General features: G+C 45.1%; 7 protein-coding genes. All 7 read left to right on the plus strand.

Annotation, left to right across the window (positions count from 1 at the left end; translation table 11 throughout):
• The first annotated feature begins 317 nt into the window (after positions 1-317).
• The 7 genes from WH46_RS12765 to WH46_RS12795 all read left to right on the plus strand — a co-directional run bounded on the left by WH46_RS12765 (position 318) and on the right by WH46_RS12795 (position 20,091).
• A complete protein-coding gene (locus WH46_RS12765; RefSeq protein ID WP_046226910.1) occupies positions 318-2,738 on the plus strand; it encodes a right-handed parallel beta-helix repeat-containing protein in 2,421 nt (806 codons plus the stop codon).
• A 506-nt stretch (positions 2,739-3,244) separates the two neighbouring features.
• The gene (locus WH46_RS12770) at positions 3,245-5,758 is read left to right on the plus strand and encodes a right-handed parallel beta-helix repeat-containing protein (RefSeq protein ID WP_046226911.1); all 2,514 of its coding nucleotides are present in this window, start codon (positions 3,245-3,247) and stop codon (positions 5,756-5,758) included.
• A 349-nt stretch (positions 5,759-6,107) separates the two neighbouring features.
• Positions 6,108-8,375, plus strand: coding sequence for a right-handed parallel beta-helix repeat-containing protein (locus tag WH46_RS12775; protein ID WP_231584329.1), 2,268 nt, complete (start codon positions 6,108-6,110; stop codon positions 8,373-8,375).
• 202 nt (positions 8,376-8,577) lie between these two features.
• Positions 8,578-10,842 carry a right-handed parallel beta-helix repeat-containing protein gene (locus tag WH46_RS12780; protein ID WP_231584331.1) on the plus strand — a complete coding sequence of 755 codons (2,265 nt, stop codon included), beginning with the start codon at positions 8,578-8,580 and terminating at the stop codon, positions 10,840-10,842.
• Positions 10,843-11,254: 412 nt separating this feature from the next.
• Positions 11,255-13,666, plus strand: coding sequence for a right-handed parallel beta-helix repeat-containing protein (locus tag WH46_RS12785; protein ID WP_046226914.1), 2,412 nt, complete (start codon positions 11,255-11,257; stop codon positions 13,664-13,666).
• A 494-nt stretch (positions 13,667-14,160) separates the two neighbouring features.
• Positions 14,161-16,653 (plus strand): right-handed parallel beta-helix repeat-containing protein, encoded by a 2,493-nt coding sequence (locus WH46_RS12790; protein WP_046226915.1) that lies wholly within the window; start codon positions 14,161-14,163, stop codon positions 16,651-16,653.
• 627 nt (positions 16,654-17,280) lie between these two features.
• Entirely contained in the window at positions 17,281-20,091 is a 2,811-nt protein-coding gene (locus tag WH46_RS12795; RefSeq protein WP_046226916.1) for a right-handed parallel beta-helix repeat-containing protein, read from the plus strand.
• Positions 20,092-20,184: the final 93 nt, after the last annotated feature.

A 20,184-nucleotide genomic window follows, 5' to 3' on the forward strand; every position in this document is an offset into this window, starting at 1 on the left:
TTCAGTACATCATCTACTGTATTACTTCATTATAACCCGGCGTCCTGCTGCTTCAATCCGCTTCAAGAGCCCGTTTCACAACTATTTTCAAATAAAAATTCTGCTTTCTGACAACCACTGATCAATATCTCATTTTAAAGACTTAGTGCTATATTTTATCATATTTATAATATTTTTGGATTAATTTGCATAAAATTGTTTCAAAACAACTATAATTTATTATATCAATGCCAGGTAATACTTTAGCCTGCTCTAATTCTGCCTACAAGCAGTTATGTTCTTCTATTCATATTCTCTATTATAAAAGGAGTGAAATAATGAAACGCGGTCATTATGTACTGCAGCTGCTGTGTCTGATGACCAGTATACTGCTCTTATTGTCCACCAGTGTTCCTGCTCATGCTGCCGGTAGTACATCTTCTGCCGATCAAGCAGGTATAGATGAGCTTCCTTCCGGGTTGGCTCCTGTCACACCGGTCAACATCTATCTCTCTCCAACCGGAAGTGACGGTCTTAACAATGGTACGCTGGAACGTCCCTACCGTACACTAGGCAAAGCACGATCCGTCATCCGTGACACCTATAGCACGCTGCCCGAGGGCGGGATAACTGTCTGGATGCGAGGCGGCAAGTATGCTCTGCCTGCTCCACTTGAATTTCAGGAAACGGATTCAGGCTCTGAAGGCAGCCCTGTGATTTACCGTAGTTATCCAGGCGAACAGGCTGTCATTACTACAGCCAAAGTTATTCCTTCAACCGCATGGAACCAGCTGTCTCCCGAAGCTGCTGCACGTGTTCATCCTGACGTGTACGCCGGAGATTTGAGAGAGCTTGATCTGACAGCGCTTGGTATACGGAATATTGAGGGATTCCCTGGTGGTACAACTTTTATCCAGGAGTGGGGAATTCCCGATCTGATCGTCAATGGCGCCCGTCAGCCGATATCCCAGTGGCCGAATCCCAATCGGGGAGTTGGCGGCGGACGTCCCGGTTGGGCCACCATGAATGGATCCGCCAATGCACAGTCTTTTTATTATGGTCCTGGTGGTCAACCAAAGGATGGTATTACGACCAATGATATGGATGCAGACGGAACAGCACGCAGCATCCGCTGGGCGAACTCGGTAGAGCAAGGTCATTCCCTGTATCTGCGCGGCTTTTGGCGGACAGACTTTGATCCGGTTATGAGCAAGGTACAAAAGATTGACGCAGATCGCAATCTAATCCGGCTGCTTAATGTACCCGAAGGCGGCATCGGGTCTAAATGGAGTCAGGCGGCACCTGGTGTTGAAGAGCCACCGGCTTCCGGTCCTTCTGTGCATCTCCATCCTTATGCAGGTTCGTCGAATGCGCAGAATGTAGATAACAGTGTATACCGTGTACAGGATAGCGTCTATCAGGATGTATACACCGAACAGCCGGATCCGCCTACTGTAACCAATCAGGTATACCGCGTAGGTACAGGCAAGGAAGAATGGCAGGCCGTTAACTTGCTGGATGAGATTGATTTACCCGGCGAATGGGCACTGGACTTTAAAGACCGCAAAATCTATTACTATCCAAACGGTGATATTGCCAATCAGGATATTATAGTAGCCGATCGGTCCGGTCCGATTATCAAAATGAATGATGCTACTTATATCCAGTTCATCGGGCTGACAATCGAAGGCGGCATGAATAACGGGATTGAACTCAAGCACTCCCATCATATTACAATGGCAGGTAATACCATCCGCAATGTTGGCGGTGGGGGCATTCTTGATTATTACGGACATGACAATGTCATCAGAAGCAATGATATCTATGAGACAGGAAGCTTCGGGATCAGTGTCGGTCAGGCAGGGGATCGAATGCAGTTGATTCCTTCCCATACCCAGATCGTCAACAATCATATTCATGATATCGGCAGCCTGATCCATCTGGAGGGCATGATCATCACCGAATCGATCGGGGTTACAATCCAGCATAATCTGCTCCATGACATGCCCAAGCACGGTATTCGTTATGCATTCAGCAATGATCTGCTATTCGAATACAATCGAGTGCATCATGTTTCCCTGATCGATGGAGATGCTGGTGCCTTTTATACCGCGAGGGACTGGTCCTCCTATGGAAATGTACTGCGCTATAACCATATTGATGACAGTCCAAGAGCCAATGGATTTTACGCAGATGATGGAGACAGCGGAGATACCTACTATAATAATATTATCAGCGATGTCTCCAAAGCTTTTATTTTTGGCGGAGGACATTATAATCAGGCTTATGGCAATCTAATTATCAACGCCGCTTCGGTGCAGATTGACGACCGGGGCATACAGCGCAACTATACACCGGACAGCGAACAGGCACAGCCGCTGCTCGAGAAGCATCCTTTTGCTGAACCATGGAAAAGCTACGGCACTGTACTGGCTACCACCTATGGATACAATACGCATAATCTATGGCCCGATGTGCTTGATCCTGACTGGAATCCGCAGTATCCGAATGGATCAAGGTTCTTCGATAATATTCTGGTTGATACTGGACCAATTGCTTCTCCCAAAAAAGGAGTAGTCATGATTGCCCATAATACCCGGATCAATGATATTCGGCTAACAGATCTGCAGGTATTTGGCAAATCTCCCTATAATGTCCAGACTTATACTCGTAATGCTGTCGTATTATCTGTATTTCCAGACATTAATACTACCTATTCACAGATTGGACTGTTTAAAGATGCATACCGTCCTAATTAATCATGAATTTTATATAAAAATATGGAAATAAATAGTATTAATTTATAATATTATATTTTATCCTGCCCTTGAGTTCATCAAGGGCATTTTTTTGTAGGACCGTTTAGATTAAATCCCGGGAGTTCACTGATAGACCGGGAAAATCAGCTGACTGACTTCCTAAAAAGAAGAAGAAGTAGCCATTGCCTAGGTACCTTCTTCTCATTTCACATTTTATTAGTTATAGAAAAGATGGGAATTATTGGCGATTATCTGTTTATTTTTTATATATTATACTTAATTATATTGAAAGGAACATTTTTACTTCACCTATGAAGACTAGAACTCATAGGGACTTGGAACCACCAAACTTCTAATTTAAAATTCTCCATACAGGACTTTAGATATTCTTTCTAAACCATACCCTTTAGTATTTTCACGGATCAAGTAAAAATGTTTCGACCTTTCAAATTATTTACCTACCGGATTGTTAGCCGGTACACCCACACCTCAGGAGGTAATACAACATGATTACATTCAAGAAATTGACTGCACTGACTTTGTCGGCATCATTGTTGATCAGCTTCTTACCTGGACAAACCGGAACCACTTATGCAGCGACAGGCCAGACACTGAGCAGCGGCAGTATTCCACAGACGGGTGCTAACATCTATGTAGACACCAAGGGAGACGACATCACTGGTAAAGGTACCAAAGAAGCTCCATTCAAAACGATCACCAAAGCGAGATCTATTGTACGTGCCTATAAAGGCGCTTTGCCAGCTGGTGGCGTAACGGTATGGGTCAAAGGCGGAACATACACTCTGCCGGCCACACTGGAGATGTTCCCCCAGGATTCCGGTACAGCTGACAAACCTGTTATTTATCGCAGTTATCCAGGCGAGACGGTCCATCTGACTACAGGTAAAGGAATCGACCCTACGCTCTGGAAGCCACTGAACGCTGACGCTGCTGCCCGTGTAAATCCATCTGTAAGTGCAAGCAAGCTGCGCGAGCTTGACGTTGCCGCTCTCGGTATCAAAAATATTGCCGGATTTGAAGGCGGAACATCCTTTACGGAAAAATGGGGTATTGCAGATCTGATCGTCGATGGTGTTCGTCAACCGATCTCTCAATGGCCAAACCGAAATGAAGCAACAGGTGCCAATCGTGTTGGCTGGGCAACAGCCAATGGATCAGCGGATTCCAAATCCTTCTATTACGGTGAAGGCGGCATTCCGGAAGATGGAGAAACCGCTGACGAGCTGGATGCGGATCATACCAATCGTGCCGAACGCTGGAAAAGATCGATCGAACAAGGACACGATCTTTATCTCAAAGGATTCTGGAGAACAGCCTGGAGCCCGGTAACCAGCAAAGTCGGTGCCATCTATCCAGCCGAATCCATTATCTCGCTGCAGGATATTCCAAATGGCGGTATGGGAGACAAATATAGCCGAACGATTGTCCCTTCCAACCCGACTATCCAGTCAAATAATGTCACTAACAACGTATACTCGACATCTATTAATTTATCCACTTCTACTCCTGCCATTTCATCTCTTCCTACTATTGCCCAATCACCTGTTACGGTTTTATCCGATGCTTACAACTTCCCGACCCTGGCTATTCCTTCAATCGGTGCATCAGCAACTGCTACTTCCAATGTATACGCACTGACAGCTCCCAACAGTATACCGTTTACTCCAGATACAAGCGTTAGTTATCGTGCCGGCAGTGGACTAGAAGAATGGAAAGCGATCAACTTCCTCGATGAAATTGATCAGCCGGGCGAATGGGCGCTGGACTTTAAAGATGGCAAAATCTATTACTATCCTACTGGCGATATGACTAATCAGGTCGTAACGATCTCTGATAATAAATCTTCAATCGTTAAATTCAACGATGCTGCCTATATCCAGTTCCTTGGTTTTAATGTGGAAGGCGGTATGGGTAATGGATTCGAGTTACAACGTTCCCATCATATTACTCTCGCAGGTAATAACGTATCTTATGTTACTGGAAGCGGTATTGTAGATTATTATGGTAATAATAACGTAATTATGAGTAATGATGTATTTGAAGTGGGTGCAAGCGGGATTACAATCGGTTTTGCCGGCAACCGCGCCAACCTGACAAACTCCAACAGCCGCATTACCAATAACCATATCTATCGTGTAGGTACACTGTCCAGCCTCGAAGGTATTGTTATTCGCGAATCTGTCGGTGTCACAGTGGATCACAATTTGGTACACGATACGCCAAAAGCAGCTATCAAATATCCTTCCGACAATAATCTGTTAATTGAATATAATGAAGTGCATAATACTTCCCTTGTTGAAGGCGACACTGGTGCATTTTATACACCGCAGGATTGGACTTCCTATGGCAACGTATTACGCTACAACTTTATCCATCATAACCAGCGTTCACATGGTTTCTACTTTGACGATGGCGATAGTGGCGATGTAGTAAGCAAAAACATTATCCAGCAGTCTCAGATCGGCTTCCTGATGGGTGGCGGACATGATAACCTAGCACGTAATAATCTGTTGATCGATGTTCAAAAAGCTGCACAAATCGATGATCGTGGTATCCAGCGTGGTTATACTGCTACAGGTGCCTATGCACAAAATCTAATCAGCAAAAATCCAACTTCCGGCGCGTGGTTGCAGTACGGTAAAGATCTGAAAGCGACCTATGGCTATACCACCAATCTCTGGTCGGATATTCTAAATCCGAACTGGCATCCGGAATTCCCGAACGGCTCCAACGTTTCCAATAATGTATTTGTTCAGACTGGCGCTGTAACTACTCCAAAAAATGGTACATTCACCGTTCAAGATAATCTGAATTTGACCAATATCGCAGATGCTCAATTTTACGATGCTAAAAATTTAGATTTCCGTTCCAATAATCCACAAATTCAAGCTCAATTCAGCGGACTTAATACTATTTTCCCACGAATCGGCCTGATGCAAGATCAATACCGTACTAAAGTTGTATCTCGTGCAGAGTCTGGAGGCACAACCAACCGATAATTATTTTAATGAATAAATTAATCGTTAAGTCATATATATCTTTGTACTCATAAATTTGTATCTTACTCTCTCTTTCTCTACTCATAACTGAAGGGAATCCCGGATAGTCGGGATTCCCTTTTTTCTTTCATTGACATAAAAAGTCGATTTTTGTTATTTTTTAACCAATTTTATCTATAAATATTAATAAATAGACTGCTATATCCGACAAAATAACTATTACACATTCCTGCTTATCTTCTACTAATCTTATTTTCTAAAAAACATCTCATATAGCCAGTCAGGATATCCAGTTGAGAAAGGGAGTTTTATTATGTTTGGAAAGAAGTCTATTGCAGCTGTTCTTCTAATGAGTACATTAGTGCTGGGATCTATTGCATCCCCGGCCTCTGTATATGCAGATCGTACATTAAATGGCTATGTAACTACTTTGAGCAGTGGAGCTACTACGAATACAGGACTTAATCTCTATGTAGATGGCTCGGTAGCTGTTGGTGGAGATGGCAGCAAAGATACGCCGTTCAAGACACTTCCCCAGGCCCGTGATGCTATCCGTGCCAAAAAAGGAGTGCTTCCCGCTGGTGGAATCACTGTCTGGGTCAAAGGCGGAACGTACAAAATCACCGGTACTTTTGAATTAACAGCTTCCGATTCCGGAACCAATGGCAAATCGATTGTATATCGTTCCTATCCTGGAGAAAAAGTAATTATCTCCAACGGCGTATCCGTAGATCCTACACTTTGGAAACCGTTAAACAGTGAAGCACAGAAAAGAGTAAATCCCAAAGTCAGTGCTGCCAAGCTGGTAGAGCTGGACGTCCGCTCCCTTGGCCTTACCAATATTAACTCTTACCCAGGCGGAACTTCCTTTTCCGACAAATGGGGAATTATCGACCTGATCGTTGACAGTGAACTGCAGCCAATCTCACAGTGGCCGAATCCCGAAGAAGTTGCAGGCGGCAAGCGCGGCGGCTGGACTACAGTCAACGGCTCGGCAGATGCCAAATCTTTTTATTACGGTGAAGATGGCGTTCCTGCAGACGGAGATACAATAGATGCACTGAATGCAGATGGAACCAATCGTGCCGAACGCTGGAAAAACTCCATTGCACAAGGACATGACCTTTATTTGCAAGGCTTCTGGAGAACACTCTGGTCTCCACTCATGAGCAAAGTACAAAGCATCAATACTTCCGATGGCAGCATCACTCTGCTGGATATGCCTGCTGGCGGCATGGGTTCCAAATTCAGCAAAGAAGTAGCCGGCTCGAATCCTGTCTACCGTGTAGGTGAAGGTACCGAAGAATGGCGTGCACTCAATCTGCTGGACGAGATTGATCAACCGGGCGAATGGGCACTCGATTTTAAAGACGGTAAAATCTACTACTATCCAAATGGCAATATTGCCGATATGGATGTCGAAATCGCAGACAAACCAAACGCCGTTGTCAAAATGAATGGCGCATCCTATATCTCCTTCCTCGGCTTCCAGATCGAAGATACTCTCGGTAACGGAATTGATCTGCAAAAAAGCCATCACATCACTATCGCCGGCAATACAGTAATGAATGTCGGTAATGGCGGTATTATCGATACGTACGGCTATTCCAATATGATTAAAAGCAATGATGTATATGACACTGGCGGTTTTGGTATCAGTATCGGTAATGCTGGAGACCGTGCTACTCTGACAGGGGCAAGCACCCGTATTACCAACAATCATATTCATCATATCGGACAACACGCTCATTTGGCAGGTATCGTAATCCGTGACTCTGTAGGTGTATGGGTCGATCACAACCTGGTACATGATGTGCCAAGAGACGCTATGCGTTATGAGCGGAATAACAATCTGACTTTTGAATATAATGAAGTTCATAATACGGCACTCGCGGAAAGCGATACAGGTGCTTTCTATACTGCACAAGACTGGTCTTCCTATGGTAATGATCTGCGTTATAACTTTATCCATCACAATCAGCGCGCCAATGGATTTTATGCAGATGGCAGCGATGCCGGCGATAACTACTACAACAATATTATCCAGGGATCTGATCGTGCACTGCAGCTGAATGGACACCATAATATTGCCAAAAACAATGTAATTGTCGCTTCCAATACAGCACGGATCGAGAATCGCAGCGATACCCTGGCAATCAGCGCTACAGTCACCCAAAACTATGGTGTGAGCAGTATCTTCGCTGATACACTGCGCGACAAGAATCCAACATCAGGTGTATGGTTGAATTATGCAGCCCAGCTCAAAGCCAAATATGGTTATACCGACAATCTGTGGTCCGATATACTGAATCCTGCATGGCGTCCGGAATACTCCAATGGCTCCAAAATTATCGATAACGCTCTTGTTCAGGTAGGCAGTGTAATCAAGCCCAAATATGGCGATTACACTGTAGCCAACAACAGCACCATCGATAGCATAAGCTCTGCTTCTTTCTACAATTACAACCAGATGGACCTGCGTTCCAAAAATTCCGAAGTTCTGTCCAAGTTCCCTAACCTGAACAGCATCTTCCCGCAAATCGGTCTGCAGCAGGACGCTTACCGTATCCGCGTGGTGACCCGTGCAGAGACTGGCGGATTAACCAACCGTAACTAAACTCCTTTGTCGTTATGCATAAAATGCTTTTATAGAAGAAACCAGACTGCTACCTGCGGACTGGTTTCTTTTTTGATTCAGTTGGTGAATTAACAAACAGGTACAAAGACTAAGCCGTTTAACCATCCAAAAAATTGACACTGCTGTTCTTCCCTTCATATACTACCTTTAATAAGAAAAAAAGGGAGGTTAGGTATTGCAGGTGAAAAACATAAAGTATGTAGTACTGATGAGCGGTCTGATCCTGCTCTTATTATTCCCTTTATGGCAGGGTGAGCACGCAGATTCCAGACAGGGTGCGCTTGATAGCGGCGAAAACCCCTCTACTCCAATCAATCTGTATGTGGATAGTTCAGCCAATGCGCAGCATCAGGATGGTAGCCAGCAGCATCCTTACGCTACGATTCAAGCAGCTCGCGATGATCTGCGCAAACGCAGCAAGCCGCTGCCATCCGGTGGAGCTACCGTCTGGGTAAAAGAAGGCAATTATAATGTCACTGCTACACTCGAATGGACAGCTGCCGATTCCGGAACGGTTCAGGCACCGATCACTTATCGGACCTACGCTGGCAAAGTAGCCACGCTCTCCAACGGAACAGCCGTGAATCCGTCCGATTGGAAACCACTTAGCGCAGAAGCACGCGAGCGTGTGAATCCAGCGATTCAACCTGGCCAACTTATGGAGCTGGATGTGAAAAAGCTGGGATTCCAGAATATTCAGGGCTTTACCGGTGGTGATTATTTCACCGAAAAATGGGGCATTCTGCAGCTGATTGCCAGCGATGCGATGCAGCCGGTCTCCCAATGGCCCAACAAAGATGATGCTTCTGCTGGTAATCGTGCAGGCTGGGCGGTTGCCTCGGGTATCGTAAATGAGAACTCTTTTTACTATGATGATAAACAGAACAAAGATACGAGTAATCTGGGACGAATGGCACGCTGGCAAAGAGCGATTCAGACTGGACATGGTGTGTATCTGCAGGGATTCTGGCGTACCGTCTGGAGTCCGGCAACGATACGCCTCAATGAGATTCAGCCCTCTTCTCGCTCTATTCATCTGTCTCAGACACCAGCGGGCGGAATCGGCTCCAAATTCAGTGCGGTTGCCAATAAAGCAACTGCCGATAATCATTATCGTATAGGTGACGGCAGCGAAGAATGGCGACTGCTCAATCTGCTGGAAGAAATCGATCAACCCGGTGAATGGGCTATGGATTTCAAAGACGGTAAAATTTATTATTATCCGCCCAAACCTATTAAGGAAATGAACACGGTAATCGCCGATCGTACAGATCCGATTATTCGTATTAATGGTGCCTCCCATCTCCGATTTATTGGATTTGAACTCAAAAATGGGCTGGGCAACGCTATCAATGTACAGAACAGCAATCATATTACACTGGCAGGACTGACCATACACAATATGGGCAACGGCGGTATTACCGATTCCGGCGGCAGTCAGAATATGATTCAGAGTAATAATATTTATGATACCGGCAGCTTTGGCATTAGTGTCAACAAGGCAGGCAGCCGAGCCAAATTAACTGCTGCCAATACAAGAATCACCAATAATCATATCTACAATACAGGAATACTCATCCATCTGGAGCCTCTGATTATACGCGAGTCGGTTGGACTGCGGATCGATCATAATCTGCTGCACGATGTGCCTAAGGATGCGATTCGTTACACCTTTAGCAACAAACTGTTATTTGAGTACAATGAGGTACATAATACAGGGCTCGTTGAAGGTGATACCGGTGCATTCTATACGGCCCAGGATTGGTCTTCCTATGGCAATGTACTTCGTTATAACATGATTCATCATAATCAGCGCTCCAATGGATTCTATGCCGATGGAGGTTCCAGCGGTAACACGTATCAGAACAATATTATCCAGAATACCAAGCGTGCCTTTATCGTGGAAAATGGTCATCATAATGTCGCGATCGGCAATCTGCTGATTGAGACCGAATCGATGGAGATCAATGACCGCTCTGATAGTCTGAATTATGGACTGAACAGCGAATATGCCAAGCTTCTCCGCGGCTTCCATCCGATGAGTGGACCGTGGAAAACATATGGTGAGAAACTCGCCAAACAGTATGGCATGAAAGGCAATCTATGGAGCTCGGTGCTGAGCGCCAGCTGGAATCCACAGTACCCGAATGGTAGCAAACTGAATAATAACGTAATGGTGGGCGGAGCAACAATCAAGATTCCCAAAAAAGGCGATGTGGCCGCTCAGGGGAATGTCATTTTGAATACGCTGAATGAGGCTGGATTCTATAACTATAACAATCTGGATCTTCGAACCCAGAACAAGGCGATTCTTAGCAAATTCCCTTCACTCAACAAAGTAATTACCGAAATCGGGCTCTACAAGGATCAGTACCGTGTTCAGCCGGTTGCACGCAATCAATACAATGGATTAAGCAACCACTCCGCACCCGATTCACACTCCTGATCGATCCTGAGTCACAAGGCTGCTCCAACTAACAAGTAGAATAGCAGCTTGAGTCTCAAACCAAAGCCCTGGATTAATCCAGGGCTTTTTGGCATGTCTATCATCAAGAAGGTTTATTGATACCCTATAATGTTTTCGCATCCTTGTCGCTTGATACCTATTCGCAAATGATACATAGCTGACCAATCGATGAGGAAATACGTATAATTATGTGGAATAAATGATATATATGAGGATATTAGTAATATTACCTGTATTTTACAGTTAAAACCGTATCAAAGACCCAGATTTCAGTATATAATTGCCAAGCAACACTTCATCGTAATTGTAACCGTAATTGCCACTGTCTCTGTCCCTGTTGTCAGACATCAGTATCGCACATTCAATATCAATTATGAATAGGAGTGAAATTATGAAACGCAGTCATTATGTACTGCAATCGTTGTGTCTCTTGACCAGCCTGTTGTTGTCTGGAACGATCCCTGTACATGCTGCTGATGGTGAAGCTGCTTTTTCGACTGAATCCGACTCATCACAATCGCCTATGTCTCCTGTAACAACGGTTAATATCTACATATCTACAGTTGGAAGTGATACGATCAATAATGGAACCCTCGAACGCCCCTATCGCACACTGTCCAAAGCCCAATCTATTGTCCGAAATACGTACAAGCAGCGTCCCCCCGGTGGGGTAACCGTATGGCTGCGAAAAGGGGAATACACTCTTACCGGTCCATTGGAGCTTCTGGAAAAGGATTCCGGGACTCCCGGCAGTCCGGTAATCTACCGCAGTTATCCCGGTGAGCGTGCAACTATTACTACTGCCAAAATTATCCCGGCTGCTGCCTGGAAAACACTCAATCCCCAAGCTGCTGCACGCGTTCACCCTAGAGTGTCTGCAGGCGAACTGCGAGAACTGGATCTGGAAGCACTTCATATCAAGAACATTGATGGATTTCCCGGAGGTACGACATTTGTTCAGGAATGGGGGATTCCGGATCTGATCGTAAATGGAACCAGACAACCCATCTCTCAATGGCCGAATCCAGACCAGGGAGTTGGCGGTGGTCTACCGGGCTGGGCGACCATGAACGGCTCTGCTGATGCCCAGTCTTTTTATTATGGACCTGGAGGTCATCCAACCGATGGTATCACTATCAATGATACGGATACAGATGGCAGCATGCGCAGTACCCGCTGGGCAGCTTCCATGCAGCAGGGACATGATCTGTATCTGCGTGGATTCTGGCGGACCGACTTTGATCCGGTCATGAGTAAGGTGGAACGGATCGACGTGAAACAAAATACGATACGGCTGCTTGATATACCCGAAGGCGGCATGGGGTCCAAATGGAGTCCGGACGCTCCCGGAGCGCTCTTTCAGGAGACCCGCTTTCTTTCGGTAACTGGTAGTACCTACCGGGGAGAATCTGACCCTTACGAGAAAGGAATCCATATCGATTATGAGTTAGGCACTGTTCATAATAATGTCTATGCTGAGCCGCCTTCTACGGTAACTGCTCAGGTGTATCGGGTAGGTAGCGGCACCGAAGGGTGGCAGGCGATCAATCTTCTGGATGAGATTGATACTCCCGGAGAGTGGGCTCTCGACTTCCATGATCGTAAACTGTACTACTATCCCTCTGGCAGAATCGCTGAACAGGATATCATTATTGCTGATCATTCCGGTCCCATTATTCGAATGCTCAATAGTTCCCATATCCAGCTGGTTGATCTGACTATTGAAGGCGGAATGGACAACGGAATTGAGATGGAGCAGACCCATCATATTACACTGGCAGGCAATACAGTGCGTAATGTCGCTGGTGGTGGTATTCTCGATTATCATGGACATGACAATGATATTCGCAGCAATGATATCTATGAAACAGGAAGCTTCGGGATCAGTGTCGGCGAAGCGGGTGATCGAATGAAGCTTATTCCTGCCAATACACAAATTGTAAATAATCACATCTATCGTATTGGAAATCTGATTCATCTAGAAGGCATGATTATCAGTGAATCGATTGGTGTCCGCGTTACGCATAATCTGTTGCATGATATGCCGAAACATGGTATCCGTTACATTTCTAATAATGATCTGCTGTTCGAGTACAACCGGATTCATCATTTTTCCCAAACTGATGGCGATTCGGGTGCTTTTTATACAGCAAAGGACTGGTCTTCGTATGGAAATGTGCTACGCTACAATCATATTGATGACAGTCCATTCGCTAACGGATTCTATGTTGATGACGGAGACAGCGGAGACACCTACTATAATAATGTTGTCAGTGATGTCTACAAGGCTTTTCTTTTTGGCGGTGGTCATTATAATCAGGCTCACAGCAATCTGATTATCAATTCCTATTCCATCCAGATCGATGACCGGGGTATTGAACGCAATTATTCACCAAATAGTGAACAGGGGCTTCTACTACAAAAGATGAAATCGATGCAAGAACCCTGGAAAAGCTACGGTACACTCCTCGCCAAAACATACGGTTATAATACTCATCACCTGTGGCCGGATGTGCTGGATGTTAAATGGAAGCCCCAGTATCCGAATGGTACCAGGTTCTTCGATAATATACTTGTGGATACCGGAATGATTGCAGGTCCGAAAAAAGGAGTCGTCATGATTGCGCACAATACCAGAATTCAGAATATTCGGCTAACTGACCTGGAAGGATTCGCCAACAGTGATTCTTCTGTACATCCACAGACAAAGAATCGTGCAGTCCTCTCCGTGTTCCCCAATATCAATCAAGTCTATTCACAGATTGGACTTTTCAAGGATTCCTATCGTCCCGTCGTACGCTAACCCTGTGAGTTAATATTACTATCCGTACTATTACTAGGCCTTTTACTATGCCTCCGGACTATTCCGGGGGCTTTTTGCATGTAGAGAAGTTCCTATCTATGGGAATATACAGGGAGCTAAATCGTCTATAAGGTCCCAATTAGGCATTTGCTTGGTATGTAATAGGAATTAGATACTATATGTCCTATTAATTTACTCTATTTCCTCTAATAAAGAATAAGAAGTTCAGGCGGTTATCAGCCTTTAAAAGTTGTAATATACTAAATTATGTCGAAAGGAACATTTTTACTTCACCTATGAACTACTAGCAACGATAAGCCAGTAGAACCATCTCTACTCCTTTGTACCCGGTCATTCGACAAAATGGTCATTCAGCTACGAGGCTGAACGTTCCAACTTTTACTCTTCTTTTCACGGGTTAAGTAAAAATGTTCTTACCTTTCAATTTATTTACCGGGCAGATACCGGAATTATAATATCAGGGGGAATACATCATGATGAACTTCAAAAAATGGACAGCATTCACTTTATCGGCAGCATTACTGGTTAGCTTCCTGCCAGTACAAACTCAAACAACTTATGCAGCCTCTGCACGAATGATCAGCAGCGGCAATATCGTTCAGACAGGTGCCAATATCTATGTTGATCTGACAGGCAATGATGTTACAGGTAAAGGAACCAAAGACGCACCCTATAAATCCATCACTAAAGCAAGATCGGCTGTACGTGCTTATAAAGGCGTTCTGCCAACCGGTGGCGTAACCGTATGGGTCAAAGGCGGAACGTACAATCTTCCAGCCACACTCGATATGTTCCCACAAGATTCCGGCACAGCAGACAAACCAGTCATCTATCGTAGCTATCCTGGTGAAACAGTCAACCTGACTACCGGTAAAGGTATTGATCCTACAATGTGGAAACCACTTAGCGCTGATGCAGCATCCCGTGTAAATCCTGCTGTTAACGCCAGCCAGTTGCGTGAGATTGATGCAGCGGCTCTGGGTATCCAGAACATCGCAGGCTTTGAAGGTGGCAGCACATTTACCGAGAAATGGGGCATCGCCGATCTGATCGTTGACGGTATCCGCCAACCAATTGCCCAGTGGCCCAACGCAAACCAATCCATCAACTCCAATCGCGCTGGTTGGGTGACAATGAATGGTTCAGCCGATTCCAAGTCGTTCTACTATGGCGAAGGCGGTATTCCAGAAGACGGCGATTCGACTGATGATCTGAATGCCGACAACACTAACCGTGCCGAACGCTGGAAAAAATCCATCGCTCAGGGACACGACCTTTATCTCAAAGGGTTCTGGAGAACAGCATGGAGCCCGGTAACAAGTAAAGTGAGCGCTATCTATCCTGCAGATTCCATCATCTCCCTCAAAGATATCCCAAGCGGCGGCATGGGCGACAAATTCAGTCCGACTGTTGTAAATACCAATCGTACCCTCAACCCTTCCAGTGTTACTGCCAATGTATACAGCACCTCTACTTCACTCACTCCACAATCACCTGTTACCTACCTGTCTTCTACCAATGATGGCGTGTCATCCAATGTATACGGAACCCCTTCTCTGGCTCTTCCTCCACTCGTATCTACTGTCACATCCGGCGTATATAGCCTGACAGCTGCCAACGAGCCATTTATTCCTGATACAAGCGTCGGCTACCGTGTCGGCAGTGGCTTGGAAGAATGGAAAGCCATCAACTATCTGGACGAAATCGATGTACCGGGTGAATGGGCATTGGACTTTAAAGACGGTAAAATCTATTACTATCCTACAGGCGATCTGAGCAAACAAATCGTAACTATCGCCGACAATAAATCATCCATCGTCAAATTCAATGATGCTGCATATATCCAGTTTCTCGGCTTTGACGTCGAAGGTGGTATGGGTAATGGATTTGAACTGCAACGCTCTCACCATATCACAATCGCCGGCAACAATGTATGTTATGTAACCGGAAGCGGCATTGTAGATTATTATGGCAACAACAATATCATTCAAAGTAACGATGTATTTGAAGTTGGCGCAAGTGGAATTACAGTCGGTTACTCTGGCAACCGTGCAACACTGGCCAATTCCAATACCAAAATTAGCAATAACCACATTTCCAAAGTCGGTACACTGTCCAGCCTTGAAGGTATTGTAGTTCGTGAATCGGTTGGTGTTATTGTTGATCATAACCTGGTGCACGATACCCCAAAAGCGGCTATCAAATATCCTTCTAACAACAATCTGCTGATGGAATACAACGAAGTGCACAACAGCTCTCTGGTTGAAAGTGATACAGGTGCTTTCTACACACCACAAGACTGGACTTCATACGGTAACGTACTGCGCTACAACTTTATCCACCACAACCAACGTTCCAACGGGTTCTACTTTGATGATGGAGACAGTGGCGATGTAGTCAGCAAAAACATTATCCAACAGTCCCAGACCGGCTTCCTGATGGGTGGCGGACATGATAACCTGGCCCGCAATAACATGGTAATTGATACGCAAAAAGCAGGACAAATCGATGATCGCGGTATTCAGCGCGGTTACACTGCTACCAGCGCCTATGCCCAGAATCTGATCAGTAAAAATCCGACTTCCGGCGCATGGCTGCAGTACGGTAAAGATCTGAAAGCGACTTATGGCTATACTACCAATCTGTGGGCAGATATTCTGAATCCAAACTGGCATCCTGAATTCCCGAACGGATCCAATATTTCCAACAATGTATTTGTTCAAAGCGGTGCAGTGACCACTCCGAAAAATGGTACTTTTACCGTAAAAGATAATCTGAATTTCACTAATATCGCTGATGCTCAGTTTTTCGACGCCAAAAATATGGATTTCCGCTCCAACAACCCACAAATTCAGGAGAAATTCATCGGACTCAACACTATTTTTCCAAGAATCGGCTTGGTACAGGATCAGTACCGTACCAAAGTAATATCTCGTGCACAGTCCGGAGGCTTAACTAATCGTTAATTCAATTTACTGAATAGATTGTAATCCAGAGCATAGCTATCTTGTACTCATAACGACTATCTTTTTTCTTCATTTCCTTGACTCCAGAAAGCCGAAGTCCTGTTCATCCGGGATTTCGGCTTTTTTTGGGTATAAAAATCAAGTATTCATTATGCACTTATAAAGTTTCATAAAAGTTGGTAGAGCCGATAGGAATGCAGCACTATTACATAGGGCAAAAGGGTATATTTGCTATTATAGTTATTCGGATTTTCCTGACTTTTCCTTTATCATCACTGTTTAATTTTTAAATGGCAGACCGTATTATACACGGATAATACGCATTTGTTACTACTGTTCAATCGAACCATTTTTTCTCCTAAACTTGACAACATTGAACAAGCTATGCTCAAATGGTTACAAAAAAGAAACACTTATATTAATTTTATGAGACTATTTTTACATTTAATGATATATTTTTTTGTTTTTGCTAATTTCTCGACAATCTTTTATTATATATAATGGCCTTGGTCGAATGATTCTGTGAAGGAGGTGGTTGCAGATTATAAATCAGGTACTGCATCATGACGGGGACACCTTATTGCTCCGATTACTCGCATACAAAGAGAATGGAGGGAATTCATACACATGAAAACGTTTCAAAAAATTGTATCGCTTACGACTGTACTCGCGCTGTCCAGTGCGACGGTCGTTCCCTACGCGATTGCCGAACAGGCAACCATCCAGGGGACTGCCGTACTGAGCAGCGGAGCGGTAACAGCAACCGGGATGAATCTGTATGTTGCAACTTCCGGTAGTGATACAAGTGGAGATGGCAGCGAAGCTAAACCATATGCCACTCTGGAGAAGGCAAGAAATGTTATCCGTGCGCTAAAGGGTAAACTGCCCGAGCATGGAATAACCGTCTGGATCAAAGGCGGAGAATATGAGACTTCTACTCTGGAATTGAATGACCAGGATTCCGGTACAGCAGACAGACCTATTATCTATCGCAGTTATCCCGGCGAACATGTGACACTCACTAATGGTGTACATGTGCCGGCATCCGACTGGAAGCCGCTCAGCAAGGACGCAGTAGCCAGGGTTCATCCCAATGTCTATGCCAACAATCTGTATGAGCTGGATATGACTCAAAAAGGATTCAAGCATATTTTTCACTTTAGAGGAGGCACTTCTTTTACCGAGCAATGGGGTATTGTTGATCTGATTGCCAATGGTGAACGCCAGCCCATCTCCCAGTGGCCGAATCCGGGAGAATCGGTGAACAATCATCGTAAAGGCTGGACGACTATCAACGGCTCTGCCGATGCCAAATCCTTTTATTACGGGGAAGGCGGAATTCCCGAGAACGATGATACAACCAATACGCTGGATCTGGATGGAACCAACCGTTCCGAACGCTGGAAAAAGTCACTGGAAACCGGTCATCCCCTTTATCTCAAAGGATTCTGGAGAACCGTATGGAGTCCAATAACCAGCTCGGTTCAGGAAATTGATACCAAGCACCACGTTATCACCCTGAAGGATATTCCGGATGGCGGAATGGGCTCCAAGTGGAGCAAAGCGGTTGTCGATTATCGCAACAGCACATCCGCTCTGGCCGATACGTATAAAAATCAGCAGTCCCTGACTACGCCTCCTTCAGCTGACGATGCGCTGCATGATGTAGATACATCCAGTACAGCGTATACAATGTATCAGGAAGGCGGTACAACCAAGTCTGTCGAGCTTAAGGAAGAGTTGACCGATGACTCCCTGCTCAAGACCGAAACTGCAGACCCTGCGCAGGAAGCAGAAGATGCCAAGCCGGTAACACTTCAGTCGCTGGCTGCTCCTGTCGATGCAGCGGAGGCTTCGAATACAGATCGTACTTCTGCAGAAGAATCGACTGCTCCGAAGAAGAACAGTACCTCAGCGGATACCTCCGCTTCTCTGCAGGCAGACCGTTCTAAGACCAGTTCACCGGTGACCTATCTCGGTGAGCAGCCTTCGCCTGTATATTATCCGGATGAGAGTATCAAACAGCCGGCAGTAACCAAGGATGTCTATGATGCCAAGACGGTAAGTGCCAATGTCTATGAGTCAGCATCTGATTCAGAATATACTGCCAAGATCCGTGCTCCTTACCGGATCGGAACAGGTATTGAAGAATGGCGGGCACTCAACTATCTGGACGAAATTGATCAGCCCGGCGAATGGGCTCTCGACTTCAAGGATCACAAGCTTTATTACTATCCAAAAGGCGGCAAAATCCAGAACCTGAATATTATTATTGCCGACAATGAGAATCCGGTCGTTTCTTTCCGGAATGCATCCTATGTGCAGCTGCTGGGCTTTACAATTGAAGGCAGCATGGGCAACGGAATTGAACTCAAAAGCAGTGATCATATCACACTGGCTGCCAATACCCTGCGCAACCTGGGGAATGGCGGTATTCTCGATGTAGGCGGCTCCTCCAATTTGATCCAGAGCAACGATATTTATGAACTGGGCGGATTCGGAATCAGTGTCAATGATGCTGGTGATCGTAAAAGCCTGACGGCAGCCAACAGTCGTGTAACCAACAATCATATTCATCATGTAGGTGAACTGACTCATCTGGAGCCGATTCTGGTTCGTAACTCGGTTGGCGTCACATTTGACCATAACCTGATGCATGATGTACCCAAAGATGCTGTACGTTATGTATACAGCAACAATCTGACTTTTGAATATAATGAGGTACACAATACTTCATTGATCGAAGGCGATACCGGTGCGTTCTATACGGCGCAGGACTGGGCTTCCTATGGCAATGTACTCCGCTATAACTTTATCCATCATAATAAGCGCTCCAATGGCTTCTATTCCGATGGTGCGGACAGCGGAGACAATTACCAGTACAATATTATTCAGGGTTCCACCAAAGGTATTTTGCTGAATGGTCATGATAATATTGCCAAAAATAATCTGGTTGTAGATTCGAACATGATTCAGATCGACCAGCGCGGTGATAAAAAGACCCACGGGGTCAAGAGTATTTTCGCTGATCAGCTGCGCGAGATGAATCCAGACAGCAATCCATGGGCCCAATATGGTAAAACACTTCAGGAAAAATACGGATATGACCATACATTATGGGGAAGCATTCTGGATCCAAGCTGGCATCCGGAATATCCAAACGGAACCAAAATGATGGACAATATGCTCGTTAACACACCAAGTGTCGTTGTTCCCAAAAAAGGAGATACTACGATAACAGGCAATGACTTTATCAATACCGTTGGACAGGCAGGATTTTACGATTACAGCAAAATGGATCTGCGTACGGACAATAAGCAGATTCTTGCCAAGTTCCCTGACCTGAATAAAGTCTTCCCGGAAATCGGACTGGAGACAGACGCATACCGAACTCGGGAAACTACACGGGCAGAAAGCGGCGGTCTATCGAATCATTGATAATTGTCTTCTACTGTTGATCTTATTTCCACAACTCATTGAGTAAATAAATAATCAGCAACCGCAAAAGGGACCCGATCCAAAGATCAGGTC

The organism is Paenibacillus dauci (genome assembly GCF_000971985.1).
GTDB lineage: Bacteria > Bacillota > Bacilli > Paenibacillales > Paenibacillaceae > Saccharibacillus > Saccharibacillus dauci.

Excerpts from the sequence above, each read along its gene's own strand:
- WH46_RS12765 (WP_046226910.1), top strand. The coding sequence starts at position 318 with ATGAAACGCGGTCATTATGTACTGCAGCTGCTGTGTCTGATGACCAGT.
- WH46_RS12770 (WP_046226911.1), top strand. The coding sequence starts at position 3,245 with ATGATTACATTCAAGAAATTGACTGCACTGACTTTGTCGGCATCATTG.
- WH46_RS12775 (WP_231584329.1), top strand. The coding sequence starts at position 6,108 with ATGAGTACATTAGTGCTGGGATCTATTGCATCCCCGGCCTCTGTATAT.
- WH46_RS12785 (WP_046226914.1), top strand. The coding sequence starts at position 11,255 with ATGAAACGCAGTCATTATGTACTGCAATCGTTGTGTCTCTTGACCAGC.
- WH46_RS12790 (WP_046226915.1), top strand. The coding sequence starts at position 14,161 with ATGATGAACTTCAAAAAATGGACAGCATTCACTTTATCGGCAGCATTA.
- WH46_RS12795 (WP_046226916.1), top strand. The coding sequence starts at position 17,281 with ATGAAAACGTTTCAAAAAATTGTATCGCTTACGACTGTACTCGCGCTG.